General features: G+C 59.5%; 8 protein-coding genes and 5 pseudogenes. 9 read left to right on the top strand and 4 right to left on the bottom strand.

Annotated features, from left to right (window positions below):
- Nucleotides 1-182 precede the first annotated feature (182 nt).
- Together IVB24_RS10935 and IVB24_RS10940 are read right to left on the bottom strand one after the other, a co-directional pair.
- Nucleotides 183-3,359: a Ulp1 family isopeptidase gene (locus IVB24_RS10935; RefSeq protein WP_346771366.1), complete on the bottom strand. Its 3,177-nt coding sequence runs from the start codon at nt 3,357-3,359 to the stop codon at nt 183-185.
- A 722-nt stretch (nt 3,360-4,081) separates the two neighbouring features.
- Nucleotides 4,082-4,359: pseudogene (locus tag IVB24_RS10940) on the bottom strand (transposase); the annotation flags it as partial.
- A gap of 158 nt (nt 4,360-4,517) precedes the next feature.
- On the opposite strand from IVB24_RS10940, the pseudogene IVB24_RS10945 reads away from it, so the two are divergent.
- From IVB24_RS10945 to IVB24_RS10960, 4 pseudogenes are all read left to right on the top strand, one after another.
- Nucleotides 4,518-5,333: pseudogene (locus IVB24_RS10945) on the top strand (ISNCY family transposase); the annotation flags it as partial.
- Between the two features lie 54 nt (nt 5,334-5,387).
- Nucleotides 5,388-5,745: pseudogene (locus tag IVB24_RS10950) on the top strand (IS256 family transposase); the annotation flags it as partial.
- Nucleotides 5,746-5,748: 3 nt separating this feature from the next.
- Nucleotides 5,749-6,284, top strand: a pseudogene (locus tag IVB24_RS10955) (ISNCY family transposase); the annotation flags it as partial.
- A 163-nt stretch (nt 6,285-6,447) separates the two neighbouring features.
- A pseudogene (locus IVB24_RS10960) lies at nt 6,448-7,106 on the top strand (IS5/IS1182 family transposase); the annotation flags it as partial.
- 428 nt (nt 7,107-7,534) lie between these two features.
- On the opposite strand, the gene IVB24_RS10965 reads toward IVB24_RS10960, so the two are convergent.
- Nucleotides 7,535-8,158: an effector protein NopP gene (locus IVB24_RS10965; RefSeq protein ID WP_276578230.1), complete on the bottom strand. Its 624-nt coding sequence runs from the start codon at nt 8,156-8,158 to the stop codon at nt 7,535-7,537.
- Between the two features lie 1,897 nt (nt 8,159-10,055).
- On the opposite strand from IVB24_RS10965, the gene IVB24_RS10970 reads away from it, so the two are divergent.
- Nucleotides 10,056-10,550 (top strand): IS110 family transposase, encoded by a 495-nt coding sequence (locus tag IVB24_RS10970; protein ID WP_247359458.1) that lies wholly within the window; start codon nt 10,056-10,058, stop codon nt 10,548-10,550.
- A 76-nt stretch (nt 10,551-10,626) separates the two neighbouring features.
- Here IVB24_RS10970 and IVB24_RS10975 read toward each other — a convergent pair whose 3' ends face one another.
- Nucleotides 10,627-12,501: an HrpF/NolX family T3SS translocon protein gene (locus IVB24_RS10975; RefSeq protein ID WP_247446201.1), complete on the bottom strand. Its 1,875-nt coding sequence runs from the start codon at nt 12,499-12,501 to the stop codon at nt 10,627-10,629.
- Between the two features lie 629 nt (nt 12,502-13,130).
- Here IVB24_RS10975 and IVB24_RS10980 point away from each other — a divergent pair.
- The 4 genes from IVB24_RS10980 to IVB24_RS10995 all read left to right on the top strand — a co-directional run bounded on the left by IVB24_RS10980 (nt 13,131) and on the right by IVB24_RS10995 (nt 15,248).
- Nucleotides 13,131-13,316, top strand: a complete 186-nt coding sequence (locus tag IVB24_RS10980; RefSeq protein WP_247290861.1) for a hypothetical protein — start codon at nt 13,131-13,133, stop codon at nt 13,314-13,316.
- A 67-nt stretch (nt 13,317-13,383) separates the two neighbouring features.
- On the top strand, nt 13,384-13,668 hold the full coding sequence (locus tag IVB24_RS10985) for a hypothetical protein (protein WP_247359460.1): 285 nt from the start codon (nt 13,384-13,386) through the stop codon (nt 13,666-13,668).
- Between the two features lie 116 nt (nt 13,669-13,784).
- The gene (locus IVB24_RS10990; protein WP_247359461.1) at nt 13,785-14,675 is read left to right on the top strand and encodes an FHA domain-containing protein; all 891 of its coding nucleotides are present in this window, start codon (nt 13,785-13,787) and stop codon (nt 14,673-14,675) included.
- 36 nt (nt 14,676-14,711) lie between these two features.
- Nucleotides 14,712-15,248 (top strand): hypothetical protein, encoded by a 537-nt coding sequence (locus tag IVB24_RS10995; protein ID WP_247446188.1) that lies wholly within the window; start codon nt 14,712-14,714, stop codon nt 15,246-15,248.
- The last annotated feature ends 1 nt before the right edge of the window (nt 15,249 follow it).

The following is a 15,249-nucleotide window of genomic DNA, read 5'->3' on the forward strand; positions in this document are numbered from 1 at the left end:
GCGGCGTCATCTCGGTTTACAGCATAGGTAACGACGGCGTCATGGCGTTCACCGACTCGGCTAACCTGATGGAGCTCATCAGGATGCACAGGGGAACCGAACCCCTCAGGCGTACTGTCCCCGGCTTATCTCGGACGGATACAGTTCAACCAGCTGCACGCGCTATTCAGTTGAAGCCGACTTCACCCACTTAGCCGGTTTCGCAGTGCCTGCCGATCGACGACGAGGTAGAGGAGGCTCAGATCTGCGTGCCGTCTTCCCGCGAGCCGTCTGACCAGCGCCCGGGTACCGTCGACCACAAACACTCCGCAATCATAGCCGTTCCCCTGCTGGCGCATGGGGGCATCTCGCAAATCGGCTCCCACCCGCGCTGCGAGCTTTGCTGCAGGTGTGGCATTGTATGCCTTGGCGGAGTCGTAGTATGCCTTGGCGGAGTCGTAATGATAGGCGACCGGCCTGTCGCGATCGCGGCGATCTACCAGCAGCAACGACCAATGGGATCCGCGGGCATGAAGGTTCGTAGCGCTCGCATCACTCACCGGCAAGAACAGGAAGTCGGCCGTATCGTTGCCATTCCGATCGTTGACAATGCGATGGAATGCGTCCAGGGCGTCGCCGTCCGTACCATGGCCCACCTGAAAGGCGATGAGAGGATCGACGAACCGGGTCCGGGCGGCGAGGTTTGGATTGTTTTGCTGCAACTCCTGCGACAGCAGCTCGTAGTCCCGCTGGATATGCGCATCACCCAGCCATTCCTCGGCTCCGAGCACCCGTCCGCTGCGGTCGCCGGCAGAGGCACTCGCCCTCGAAGCGCCGATCCGGGCATCAGGAACTGAGGATGGGCCAGGGTGATGGATCAGTTGGGCGTCGCGGCGTCCTCGCGGCCCCAACGCAATGGAGTAGGTCTCACCGTTGATAGAGACCGGCTGGGGAGCCATTTGCGAACTCGGCAGCAGCATTTTATTGTCCAGTACATCGAGCAGGAAGTCTGGCACCGCCTGTGTGCCATGCTGCCAATCCTCGCCGACGAGATATCCGATATCCTCGAGCTCTTGCGGCGTGCCTGATGAACCGATGAAGAACGGCGGTCTGCCGGCAGGGCTGAGCACCGGCCTTGACTGGGCGTCGTCACGCATTTCCTGCGGTGTGGACGGCAGATCAGTGAAAGAAGCCAAACCGTGGTAGATGTCTGAGGACCGAGCTGGCGCGCCCTCTGGAGTTGGCCACTCGAAGTCGGACGGCACTCGTGGAGACCAGGTTAAGCTCGAGCCGGCCAGGTCCTGCCAACCCGGTCCAACCGGGCCTTGCGCTGCCGGCCACTCACTTGGATCAAAGTCGGACGGCACGTGCGGGGACCAGGTCGAGCTCGACCTGGCCGGTTCCTGCAAGCCAGCCTGCCCAAACGGATCTAGCAGCGGCGGCCACTCACTTTCGGACGGCGGCGTCGGCAAATCTCGCACCCAGGTTGAGGTTGAGTTCGAGCTAGCCCTCTGCTCAGGGAAGGTCACACCCAGCCCTCTGTTTGCCTCAACGAGTTGCAGATACTGCCTGAGCTTCCTGAGACTCAGGCCAAGTTTCCCTTTGGCTTCCGTGAAAGCCCGGTGGTCTGCGTCCAGCGAGCGCCGCTGCTCACTATTGCCGTTGATTCGGCTCGCGATGCTTTCCCTACCCTCTGTGCGGAGCCAATTACTGAAATTGCGTTGGGCCGAAGCAGTATTACGAATTGTTTTTCTTCTCTGTTCGGAAGCTGGGTCGAGGTTTCTCAGCTCTTCCTTGGCCAGGCTCTCGATCAGGCTGGCGTCATCGTCATAAGCACGAAGTCCTTGTTGGGGCTCGAGACCCAGGTATTGTCGAAGGAGATCGAGTGGGGGTGTCTGCTTTGTGGCTTTGCTGTACGCCGCATAATCTGCGCTCAATGACGACTGCTGCTTAGCATTGCCCTCGATACGGTCCATGATGCTCGGCCTGCCCTCTCTTTGAAGCCAATCACTAAAAGAGCGTAGCCTGGAAGCCCTCGCCGAAGCGCAGATTTTCTCCTTGCGAGTCGCGTCGGATCCAAGCTTGGATAGAGCGTCCGTCAAAAAGTCACTGATCGTGGAGACGTCCTTCGGATGAGCCGACAATGTTTCGCGCCCCATCAGGCGGGGCCCGGCACCGACAGCTTGGAGCCCGTCAGCCCCGATCCTCCGGAGATGAGACAATGCCGCGCTGAGGCGGTCACGATCATCGCCGCCAGCTTCGAAGTACTCGTGGATGTCGTCGGCGAGCGACATTGGCTCATTGAATGCCCGAGGAGCCAGGGGCTCCTTGTTCTGCGCTCGGAGCCAACGAGCAAACGCGTTGAGCGCCTGCACATTGCCCTTGATCGTTGCAAGCGGGACCTTTCCAGTCCCGCGGCCTCTGGTACCATCGGGATCTACTCTGTAGTCTTTGACGTTTTCCACGAACTGGCGGATCATCCGCTCGTCTTGGGGGTGCATCGGTTGCTCTCGCGTACCCACCCCAGCTGGAGCGGATATGGGATTTCCAGCCTGGAAATTCTGGAGTGTATCCAAGGCTCCGCCCACATAGTTCCTGCTATTGGCGCTCGCCACCTTCTTAAATTCATCTTTATAGGCTGTCAGCAGATCAGCATTGCCAAGCAGGTCGTTCAGAGTGACGCCTTTGGGTTGGAGGAATTCGCTGAACATTCGAAGAGCCATCACATAATTCTCGATCGTCTTCGTCTTACGGTTCGCGCTGCCCAATGCCGTCTTGAACTCTTCAATCAGCGCTAGGTCTGCTTCGGACGGGCGACTGCGCTTTGCAAAGTCGATGCGAAGCTCCGAGTAGACGTCATCAGAGGCTGGGCCGCCGGACAACTTCTCACGGTGGTTTCCTCCAAAGACTTTGCTTAACCCTGATTTGACCCGAGAGAACAGTCCACGCGGCTTGTTGTCCTTCGTCCGCGCCGTAGGTTGTTCCTCCGAGGGCGCTGCGTAACGCATGCTGCTGAATGGCCTGTCCTGCAAGTCAGACCGGTAATTATTTGCAGCCGAGCCAAGATGAGCGTGCGGAACATCGACACTGTGACGCGTGCTGCTGAACGAATTGTCCCGCAGGTTGGACCTTGGCCGCATTCGCATCGAACCACCAACGTCCGTACGCTGGATGTTTTCATGCGACCGTGCGGCTGAACTGTCGGGGGAACTAACCCCGGAACTCTCCTCAGGAGAGCGGAGTTGCAGCTCGCCCAATTGCTGCTCGAAGCCAGCTTGATCCGCAGGGTCGACGTCGGCCTCTTGCCCCGCACGCTGCAACGCCTGCTGCTCGGCGTACCAGCGCATCCAAGAGTTCGGATCGTTATAGATCGGTTCCACACGACTCTCCTAAGATGAGAAGATTCTTCATAGCTGCCCCGGAGCCACACTCCGGCGCATTGACCACAGAGACTCCGGCTTCAAAAAGCCGGACGTCAAGATCGCCAAATTGAACAAAAAGGGACTGTTATCGCGCGTCGCTCCGAGCTCGTGCATTACTCACACCTGCCCGGTCTTGGCTGCTGCAGAAAAGCGCCCCGGCTCCTGGGCAACAGGTGACCGCTCGCCAAACCTCAAAACGATCCAGGAGAAACGAAACCCAAATACTCGCACGACTCAAAAAGCCACGGTGTTGCCGCCCCTCCTTCCGGGACATCGCATGCGGCACATCGGCGACCGACATTGGGCCGCCCCACTGCTGTTGGAAGGCGACCGGGTTTCAATACTTGGACTGCAAGCTCTGCTTCCTCTTCAGATCACCGTCCTCACATTCGCTACAACCAACCGAGCCTCTCCGAGTGATCATGAAGCTTCAGAGAAGGCCGTATGTATGATTCAGACTGTACAACCTGACGCTACGTAGACTTCAAGCCCCCATCGCTGTCGCGTCGAGCCTGCTTGGGTTTTCATACCCGTTTCACGATGCGGCAAATCCTCTCAGCTTGGTGATCTACCCCGCTTTCGAGCGCCTTAATTGCGCGAGGCGCGCCGCCGCCGATGAATACCAAAGACGTGTTGGCAGCGGCGTAAGCGCGAAGCTTTGGCCGTTCAGGCTTGGAAGTTCAGGGCATGAGAGTATCGATCTGAGAGATCGGCCAGCGCCGCGCGATCCCTTCGAGAGTTTGCGTGAGCCAGGAGTGCGGGTCGAGGTCGTTCATCTTCGTTGGTCTGCAGCAGCGTGGCGATGGTGGCCCAGGTCCGGCCACCATGGCTGCCCGCGAAGAGCGCGTTTTTTTCCTGTGATGGTTGGTGGCCGGATTGCGCGCTCGACGGTGTTGGAGTCGAGCTTGATGCGACCGTCGCTTAGGAAGCGCTCGAGAGCGGTGCGCCTGGATGTGGCACACGGATCGGCCTCAAGCGTGTAGGGCATCATGGGCGATCGTCCCGGTCGGAAGCCATACGAGGATGGCAAGAAGTCGGTTGAAATGTTCCTGAATGCTGTGCTGTGCCTGCCTCACGTAATTTGCTCCCCAGTGGGATGGGACTGCGGGCGCGATAATGAGGCAACTGAGCATGGCGATTCGGAGAGAGCTGACGGGCGCTGTGGGGCAGCGCTACAGAGAGGCGAGCCGCGCGGAGAAGCGCGAATGCTGGACCAGTTTGTGCTTGTGACGGGCTTGCATCGAAAGCATGCGATGCGCCTGCTCCGAGGCGAGATGAGGCAATCCTCGGTTCGGCGCACCCGTCGCCGGATTACGAGGAAGCTGAGCGAAATGCGCTGGTAGTGCTTTGTGAGGCATCCGACCGGATCTGCGGCAAGAGGCTGAAAGCGCTGCTGCCGCTCCTGATCGAGTCGATGGAACGCAACGGTCACATGGGCCTGGCTCCTGAAATCCGTGCGAAGCTACTGGCGGGGAGCGCGTCCACGATCGATAGGGCGCTGGGCAAGATCCGAGAGGAAGGTGGACGCCAGCGGCGCCGCCCGGTGGCGAGCGCAGAGCGACGGAATCCCGGTACGGACGTCCGCCGGCTGGAAGTATCCGGCGCCGGGGTTAGTCGAAGCCGATCTGGTCGCTCACAGTGGGCCCTCGGCGCGCGCCGGTTTTATACAGACGCTGGTGCTCACGGATATTGCGACCTGTTGGACGGAGTGTGCGCCGTTGCTGGTGCGCGAGCAAACGCTCCTGAGCACCGTGACGACAAAAGTTCGCCGACAGCTGCCGCTCTCGCTGCACGGCATGTGAGCAGATGAACATCGAGTTCACGCGTTGCCGACCCTACCGCAAGAACGACCAGGCGTTTGTCGAACAGAAGAACGGAGCCGTGGTCCGACGCATCATCGGTTATCGGCGGTTTGAAGGACTTGAGGCGGCTGCGTGAGCTATCACCCAAAGTTGGTGACGGCGGGAATCGGAAAAGCGGCATATCGTGGGGGTGCTTGACGCCTCCACTTCTCCACCGAAGGAGCGATATGCTGTGTCCACGATAACGTCATCCATCTGATTCAACCAGGCAACTTCGACGATCAACTCACAGAAGTCTTGCGCAATGGGGCGCGTGCCCTGCTTTCCCAGGCGGTCGAGGCCGAGGTTGCAGACTTTCTCGGCCAGGATGCCGATTTGAAGACCCGGGACGGCCACCAGTCGTCCGCCACGGTCACCTGCCGGAGCGCGAGGTGATGACCGGCATCGGTCCGGTCGCCGTCCGCCAGCCGCGTGTACGCGATCGCGAAGCGGACGCCGCCGATCCTGGCCGCATCCGGTTCTCGCCGTCGATCCTGCCGCCCTTACAGCCGTCGTTCAAGCTGATAGCGCGATGGCGCACGCGTCCGTAAATCTAATAGTGGCACCGACGCCGCCGCATAAGCGGCTGACAGCTAACCCACATACCTCCGATGCGGTTCTGGCCCGACTGCAGGAAATCTGCTTCAGCTTGGACCCGGTCGCGTTGCTGCGTAACATTCGGTCTGCGCAGCAACGTCTGGCCGACCTTGCCGACGTGAAGTCGTCGGGCGATTCCATTACTGCGGCCCCGCCCATCGACTTCTTCCTCGCCAGCTTGCGAACGGCTTGGAAGAGGGCGCATCTCGACGGACGGACCGTCCGATCCTCAAAGCGAAGCGAGGTCGTCGTCCCCCTGATCCGCTCGTTCAGGCGACCCCACAGCTGCAGGAGTGGTTCAAGGCCGAGCCGTGGCGAAACGGCGCCGAGCTCCTGATAAGGCTGCAGGCGGAATATCTGCTATCCGGATAAGTTGCTGCGAACGCTTCAGCGCCGCGTCAAATCCTGGCGCAGCGAGGAGGCAAGCGCGCTGCTGTTTGGATCGGCAGATCATCCAGGGCGGTTCGACGAGGAGGGAGGCCGGTCGTTGCGCAACCCGGCCAGCTGCGGGATGGTCACCAGGAAACCTGAGAGATCCCGTTGGTGTCCACATGGAAAGCCCGCGCGGAGCACCGGCGTTAACAACGCTCCTGGCCCGATGTCCGGCGCGGCGGCGTCTCAAACGGATGGTTCAGAAAATGAGCAGGAAGAAAGAACGACGCCTACTGACGTTGATGCGCGGATCGCAACAGCAGCGGCAGCGCAGGAAGCTCTATTCCTTCCATGCGCCCGAGGTCGAGTACATCCGCAAAGGCAAGGCGGCAGCGCCTTACGAGTTCGGCGTCAAGGCCTCGATCGTCACCACCAACGGCCGCGCGCCGGGCGGCCAGTTCGTGGTGCACGCTCGCGCACTGCCCGGTAATCGCTATGACGGACACTCGCTCGGCACCATCATCGAGGTGACGGAAACGCTAACCAGCTGCGCGGTCGAGCGCGCTTATGTCGACAAGGGCTATCGCGGCCGCAACACCGATAGACCGCGCAGCGTCTTCATCTCCGGGCAGAAACGGGGCGTCTTCGGCGTCATCGAGCGCGAGCTCCGGCGCCGTTCAGCCATCGAGCCCATCATTGGCCACATGAGAGCGACTGTCACCTCGGCCGCTGCCATCCCAAGGGTCGTCAGAGCGACGCCAGCAACGTCATCCTCACCGCCGTCGGCCACAACCTCCGCCGCGTGATCGCCTGGCTGAGGGATTTGCTGACATCAATCCTGATCATCCTCTGGCAAGCAGGTGTCCGGTCGGAGGCGCTCAAACTGCCTTCTTAGCGGCGACGATTCCACGATGCTTGGCGGCAGCGAGTCAGTCCGAGCCTGATGAGATTTCCGCCGATCAAGCTAGCTTGGCTCCGAAGCCGCCGCACACAAGCTTGTCGAGATCGCATCTGGCATTAAGCCGGTTCAGGACGGGCCACATCGCACCGGTCAACACGTCCGTCCTTAAGGTCGGCGGCAGCGGCGCAGAGCTTAGCGCCGGGATCAGAGCGCATGGTTGCTGTGGCTCAATTCGCTCGACATCTCTATCACTTCGGACCGGCCCGATGGTGAACATTGGTGCCTTGTTACAAAGCACCTCGCGGATCCAGTCGAATTGTCGGTTTCGCTCGGCTGAGGCTTGACCTTTGCCGCAGCTGTCCGTTTGCCTGCGCTCCTTGCTCCACCGCCTGCCCAAACATGAATGCCAGCGGATCTGGGCATTACATAAAGTCACCATCCTCTTCGGAATCTGCTGCAACCTCCGTATCACTATCGACCTTGGAGAGATAAAGCTGAGATTTAGTTGCGCGCTGCCATTCACCGAGGCTGTTTTTTGTCCACTGGGCGGACTGAGTGGGGTCAAGTACCATGTCGTCCTCGTCCACTTCAACGAAGCCCATTGTCTCTGCGCGGGCCTTCGCTTCTGCATTAGCAGGACGCCAGTTCACCAATGGTCGTTCGCCGTCTTGCCGAAGCTGATGTTCGAGCAGAATATCGCCGGCGTTCGCGACAAGCGGATGAGCAACCTGAAAATCAACAATTGAGGTGACTTCACTTCGTCCAGGGAACTGTTCTCGCCACTTATCGCTTTCGAACTCAGTCATGTTGAATCCGGCCTCCGTTCTTTGGAGGCCGACGCTCACATTTCCTAATTGGTAGCTGTAATATCGGGCGTCTTCTGAATCTCTTCTGATACCGTATTCCTTAGCGACCTCTGCTGTGCGCTTAGCTCTTGCGGATACAAATTCCGAGTACTCGTGTGGATTGTTGGCGATGCGGTTGATTGCGTCGCCATGAAAGGTCCTCACTTCTGTCCTGAAGGTAGCTCTGTCGATCTCGACCACAGGAGGTTTTCGAACGAGGGAATAACTCGGTTGCGAAGGTGAGCTGCCAGCGGACTCCTGCAATCGCGTTCTAGCGAACGCATCCGCGAAGCCCTGGCTTTCGGCACCCGCTTCCTCAGCGTTTGCTGCCCGATGATATCTTTCTTCGGCCGGAATATCGGGCCAATTGTTAACTCGACCGTACATGACGACTGCACCTGGATCATACGTCTTGCATTGCTTCAGGTCGTTAGACCTTACCCGATTGATAGACAGCTTAGCTGTCCGTAAGCTGACGCCAGCGCATAAAGGGAAAATCCGACCCCTTTGGGCAGCTCGACCGCGTATCGTCGAGGCGTTGCGCGATGCAGGCTTCCACGTTATCCACCCAGCACGAGGCGAGGAGGTGCTGGACTGGTGCAAGCGGCACGTCGCAAGGGGAACATGATGCGGGGCACTCGGACCCGCCGAGGCGTCGAGCTCGCCGCGAGGAAAGCGACTTCCACCGCCGCCCGAGCGTCTCGTGCGCTGGATGGCTTGCTCGACCTGGTGGCACTCCCAGTCCGAGGCAGCGAACTGCACGCAGTGTCGACTGGATGGTGGGCGCGTGGCGCGCAACGCGATCGCGAGAGTGACTCCGGATGACGTCGCCTACTACGTGGCACTGCCGTTCGACGAGCGCCTGAACGGCGGTTGGCGTAGGAAGGGGCGCGCCGTGCTCGAACTCATGGAAGCTCCGCCTTCCGAAGCCGAGTCGAGAAGACAGGCAGCCGGAGCTGAGCCATCGACTACCACGCCCGCGGCTCGTCTTCCGGTCTCGAGCCAGCTCTGCTGGATCAGTGGCGGACGACGGTCTGGCCGCCGGCGAAGTGGTAGATTACCTGAGCGCAAACGCAGCTCTTGTGCTCGCCGAAGCGCTCTCGCGGAAGCCGCGCACTGCTCGTGGCGATCGCCTTCGCGGCCAAGATGGCTGGGACGATTTGGGCCATGGCCACCCGGAAGGTGGATTATCGGAACCCAGCGCAGGCAGTGACGGCATCATGACGAATGCAGCACGAAATAGCCTGACGTTGGTGAAGGGTGTGAGAAGGGGACGACCCTAATGGGCGGAACGATCGAACAGATCTGGATCAGGAAAACCAGTTAGAGCTGAAGAGCCGAGGTGCTCGGAGATGAGAATTGGACTTGATCCGCGGATCACCGTACCGGCCAGCGGCTTCTGAGGACGCCGTAAAGGAAGGCCTGACAGAAGAGCGCATCGTCCACACGCCGAACGGGTCAGAAACTTCTTGCATCACGGGCGGCAACGACAGAAGGCTCTACACGAAGTACCGTCAGCCCGCCAGTGGCCGCCGCCAAGGCGTCGTTTAGTCCGTCAACCGCGTATCGGACCCAGAACAACCCCGCCTACCATCGCAGAAGAAGGGTGGCGCGGCCGTCGCCGGCCGGACCGGTTGGCCGATGTGTTTTGAGTCAGAAGTGGTGCCGATGCTCGAGGCAGCCCGATATCACCGATGCGCAGTGGCTGCAGCGGCTCCATTCGTTTGGGCTGTCGCGAGCCAGCTTTCGGCCCAAAGGACAGATTGCGGAGCTGCGAGCCTACGTGCGCCAGCGCGAGCGTCTGATTGGGTACGCGGCCTCCCACATCAAGCATATGCACAAGGCCTTGACGGAGATAATCTTCAACTCCACCAGATCTCGCCGACATCACCGGCGCCACCGGCTGCGCCTCATCCGCGCGATCCTGAGGCGCTGGCGTGCTTGCGCCATTACAGTTGCCACGCTAGCGCGGAGACGATCGTGAACGCGCTCACCGGAAGCTATCGCGCCGAGCGTCTGTTTGCGCTCGAGCAGGCACTTGCGCTTTAGGACGCCTACCACGAGAAAGCATCTGTCTGCGACGCCCCGGATCGAAGCCGTGTTGAAGGCGCGTCGGAATCGAACCGATCAGGCGAACGCTCTAGCTTACGAACGTCCGCGTGGCGCTGTTCCGTTGCTCGGAAAGGACATCACCACGCTCGACGGCCTCGGTCCTTACCTCTCGCTGAAGCTGATCGCTGAATGGGGCGACGACCTCTCCTCGTGGCGAAGTGCAAAGCATTTTACCTCCTGGCTGGGACTGGCGCCGAACGACAAGGTCTCCGGCGGCAGAATGCTCTCGTCCCGAACGCGCGGATCCGGCGGTAGGGCGGCGGCAATTCTGCGCCTTGCTGCCGTAACCGTGGGCCGTACAGACACCGCGCTCGGCGGCTTTTACAGGCGACTTTCATCGCGCGTGGGGTGCGCCTCGAGTGCAGCGCGCGTTCTTCCGCCGCTTGCCGAGCGGCGGCTTCGCCCTGATGACGTGGCACATACCGACTTTCTCGAGGCCGTACTGTCGAGCGGCGCAGAAGTTGCAAGCGTCCGTCCCTGAAAAGGTAGATACGAATCGCACCTTACCCGCAACTGGCCTTTCAGGCCACCTTCTGAGACGACGGCGGCGTAGCGACCTAACTCGGAACGCCTGCGGCCTGCATGGGCTCGGTAAGGCGTGCCTTCAGGTCGTCCAAATGGTCCTCGGCATAGGACTGCACTTTCGAGATCGCCGTATCGAGGCCGAACTGCACGGTCTGTTCGAGCATCTCCTTTGCGAGGCCCTCGCGCAGCGCGAATTTGACCTCGGGCCCAGCAACAAAGCTAATGGCCTGCCCCGCAAGATTAAGGCCAACCTCTTTCAGAGCCTGTTTCATATCACCTCCGCTAATGCCCGTATGCAGAAGGCTCAATGCTTGCGACTCGAGCTCGAGCACCATCGATATGCCATCGGCCAACTCGCCCAGTCCCGGAATGACGCCGAGCAGGCCTACTGCCGTGGCCTCCCAGTCGAGCACCTTCGAGCCCACCTTGGCTACGTCATCGACCGCATGCATGAGGACCCCGCCATTCTTCTTCGGAGACGCGACATCGGGTTGGTCGGATACCCCCATCAACATGTCTGTGACTGCATTTTGTTCAGCGGCGGTCTTGGGGACATGGGTCTTGATCTGCTGAACGGTATGGTTCGCAGGTGACATGTTGCTATAGAAGTGCCTGAAGTCGTTGTTGCTGATATTACCGGAGTCGACCGTATGCCCGCCGCCTAAATCGAAGAACTCCTGATGGGTCTTGTAGCCCGTAATCGAATTGTTTAGCAAACGGAACAAGATCGGGTCCGAGAGCAGTTGCGATGCCGCTTCTCGTATCTTCGGGTCGAGAGTCTTGTCCTCGACCATACTCGCCAACTTGTGTCGTGTCAGGTCACCGTCCCCGAAGAAGGCGTTCTGATTCTTGTTGATCGTGTCGAGCGTGTTCAGCTCGCTTTGCGTGGAATTCATCGACGAGGAGGCGACTTGCAAGAAGTCTTCCTTGTGGATTTTATCAGTCGCACCACCGCACAACTGCTCCCAGGCGTCCGGGTGCTCGAGGAAGTGTTGAGCCGCCGCGATCAGCTGAGGCGGACACTTACCAGTGTCGGCTTTGCCGTCGACGATCCGCTTGAAATCGTCCAGGCTCAAATTCTTGGGCAGGTAGTCAGAATACTTGTAAAGCTCGCGCAATGCATCATTCAACGTCATGACCGATGCTTGTCCATTCGAGGTGCCGTCGGATGGAATATAGTTCTGCTCGTAGCTTTGCGCTTGCTGCTCCTGGAATGTAGCAACCTGCGAATGGCTGGCGGAAAACTCTGACAGATCCTTGGCCTTGATCTTGCCGCCGCAGCGGCCGTCCCCTTGGGAGCCAATCGCATAGAAGAGCTCTGGATCGCGTCGCAATCCTTCGATCGCCTCCTTCAGATCCGGGGGCGTCGACGGATCGCTGGCCTTGGCTGCCAGCGAGTCCCAGCTGAGTGGGCATTGGTCCTTATGCCGGTTCAGCACTGCCACGATCTGCAACTCGGCATTGGTGAGCGTGCCGCCGTTCCACGTGATCCTAGAGCTTGGCACCGGAGTGCTCGGTACGTCAGGCGATGGAGCAGCCGTCGACGATGCGTCTGCACCAGGGGTGTCGACCGAAGAGGAATCGACCGAGGAGGAATCGACCGAGGAAGAAAAAACCGGATCCTTCATCACCGCCTCGATCGCCGCCTTCGAGTGCGCTGACAACTGGTCCAGCGAATCCTGCGGGATCTGTCGTTCTGATTGCAGCAGATCCGGTGGCGTGGAGGGAACGTCGGATTTCTCTTCCCGCGAGCAGATGGACACCATCGCCTCGAACATCGAAGGTTCGCCTTCCCGAATCTGGCCGGGGGTCTGCGCGGATGATCCCAAGGCCGACGAAGCCCCCGGAACAAGCCCGAACAGAGCTGGATCTGCACTGGCGGGCAGCGAAACGCTGTTGAGCTGCATTAGGTTCATTTCCATTCCATTGCGGTAAATACTTGGCATCGACATCGTAAGATCGAGGCTTTCACGTTAAGGGGGCGAGCTTTCGAGAAGCTGACGACTTTTAGACGGAGCAGGACGAGCCAATGTCGGTCGTCTTAACATCCCGGAGAGGCGTCATCGTGCTCATGAAACTCATCTCCGGCTCAGAGCATGTGCAGGCACGACGCTGCTCTGACGCTTTCGCAAAGCAGGTGCCTGCGGTCGTCAGTCCCGAGTGACGATCGCTGTGGGGCCACGAAACAACATCACCACCGATTCCCGCGGTAGCATTTCCAACTGCGCGCGGTTTTGCCTCTGACTTGCCATCACACCATTGCTGATCGAGCAATGTGATGAGGTGCGTTGGGCCGGCGCCGCGATCTGGCGCTCGTCGGCATTATGTAGAGATTGAAAGTGGGGCCGAGAAATTCGCGCGGTGGCAGTCGCGGCATGTACCTGCGAATGCGCGCTCTCAGCTGGGTTCACTTGACGATAGTGAGGTTGTTCTCATTCTCGTCAGCTTCTCGACAGCTAGTCCCAGTAGCGTGAGCAATGTGAATCGCTCGGTGGTGATACCACCGTTTTGGCGGAACTGAAGTGAGAGGCACCAGATGGCCGGGGCAATCGAAGGCGTGATCCATACCAATTCTGACACTGGCAGCTCGCAGTCGGTAGCTGATCGTCAGAAGTTCGAATCGGCGTTCGGTTCGGTTCTTGCCAACGTCGCGATGCAGGCGATGGAGCGAAACATGTCAAATCTTCGCGAAGCTATAGCTGAAACAGAAGAGGATACCTGACGCCGGTTCTTCGACGTCAGTGGAGTGTTGCCATTGATGGCAGCAAAAAAATGGAAGGTGAAGCGATATGACCAAAACAAGCTCTACTAGCCCTTCTACTGGTGGTGTCCACGACTCCCATGATAACAAGAATGCTAGCAAGACTGATAACAAGACTGATACCAAGTCCGCGGGTCCCGGCGTCGGTAACTCGTCGACCGATAACGTTGGTGGGACGGGTACTTTCGAGAAACTGATCGACGACTTGAAGGCGGTTAACCAGCAGGCCATGGTGCAGGACCTAAAGTTGCGTGCACTGACGACCGAGCTCTCGAGTGAGAGGAAGGCGGCCAGCGAGCGCGTCAACGGATAAACGGTGAAAGGCGGGGCGAATCGTCGCTCCGCCTTTCCCGTCATAGTGGTGCGGCCTAGGAATGAGTCGTGCGACCAATCCCCCTGCCGTGCTCCTCATAGTTCGGAGAATTGTCCGTGAATGAGGCCGCCTCCTTACATTTCGAGGTACTGTCGGGACCGTATGCCGGGCTAAGCGGGAAGGCTGCTGTCGGAACGAGCCTTATCGGTAGCGGCCTCGACGCGGATATGGTTTTCGTCGAACAAGGGCTTGAGCCGCATCACCTACGTGTCACCCTAGTTGGCAATTCAATCGAGCTTGAGGCGCTTGCAGCCGTAAGCACCCCAGAGGGCGACGGGGATATTGCCGCAGGTGAACGTGTTGTTCTTTTTCTTCCTGCCGTCATTCGTGCGGGCGCCATGTCTATTCGCTGGTCGATGCAGAATGCGATTGAGGCTCGGTCGATCAGCCTCTCGCGCGTTTGGATCTCAGCTCTCGCCCTCGTGCTCCTCAGCTTTCTTGGCGTAGGCAGTCTCTCGACGATTTTCTTCAAAGCCAGCGGAAGTGCACCGACCGGCATTGCTCCGCCTGCCGCAGAGCTTGTACCCAAGCTGGGTATGAATCGGCCTGACGATCGGCGAGCTCAGGCTGCGGCCGAAGTGCTGAAACAGGAAATTGATAAGGCGGGCCTGCTCGATATCAGGGTTGGTTCGGGGCCGGGTTTTGTTAGCGCTGAGGGAAAAGTCACGCCTGCAACCGTTGCGAAATGGCAGGAGCTCCAGCAATGGTTCGATGGTCGTACATACGGTGCGGTGACACTGGTGAACGGAGTGATCGTCAAGGAGGAAAAGCAGCCATCCTCAATCGCGATCGAAGCTGTTTCGCGCGGACCCCAGCCCTATCTCTTTGTCGGTGGGCAGAAGTATTTCGTCGGCGCTCTCTTGGCCGACGGATGGGCGGTCACTCGAATCGAGGATGGGCGTGTGCTGCTAAGCCGCAATGGCCGCGTTGTTGCCGTTCCGTATTAGGGTTTCCGGGCCCGAAGGAAGGATAAGGAGATCGTCATGTCAAAGGTGTCCCGCTACGATGTCGGGCCTGGCACTGCTTCGCAGAGACTCAGCGAGCACCATCATCAACCAGTGATAGGGCCGACCATCCAACCCAATAAAGGTGAGACGGACGGTGCTCGTGCAAACGGCGAGAAGGAGCTGGCGTCGATCTGGGGCGAGCTGAACACGCGCTATATGCCGCTGGATCTAGCGATCGAAGCCGCATCGGAGGCCAAAGATATTGATGCAGTCGGGCGTGTCAGTCTCAACGAGATGCGCACTCGCATTTATGAGCTCGAGCAACGCGCTGGGATGGCATCGCTCTACGGGCGCGATATCGCGCACGATCTACTCTCCTTCGTCACGCCAAGCCTTCGTCATCCGGACATGCTGCGGGCGGAGCGGTATAGCATTGTTCTGGAAGGTCTCGTCCATAAGCTGGCGGCCGCGCCTGCGGATCCGATAGCTGGGGGCGGTATCGTCGTCCTACGGCAGGGACTGCACTGGCTAGCGCTGCTCCGCCGGAATCGGAATAGCTTGATCGAAGCCTAAC

The organism is Bradyrhizobium sp. 192 (genome assembly GCF_023100965.1).
GTDB lineage: Bacteria > Pseudomonadota > Alphaproteobacteria > Rhizobiales > Xanthobacteraceae > Bradyrhizobium > Bradyrhizobium symbiodeficiens.

What these genes read in the sequence shown, in the direction of transcription:
- IVB24_RS10995 (WP_247446188.1), top strand. Translation starts at nt 14,712, where the DNA reads ATGTCAAAGGTGTCCCGCTACGATGTCGGGCCTGGCACTGCTTCGCAG.
- IVB24_RS10980 (WP_247290861.1), top strand. Translation starts at nt 13,131, where the DNA reads ATGGCCGGGGCAATCGAAGGCGTGATCCATACCAATTCTGACACTGGC.
- IVB24_RS10985 (WP_247359460.1), top strand. Translation starts at nt 13,384, where the DNA reads ATGACCAAAACAAGCTCTACTAGCCCTTCTACTGGTGGTGTCCACGAC.
- IVB24_RS10975 (WP_247446201.1), bottom strand. Translation starts at nt 12,501, where the DNA reads ATGCAGCTCAACAGCGTTTCGCTGCCCGCCAGTGCAGATCCAGCTCTG.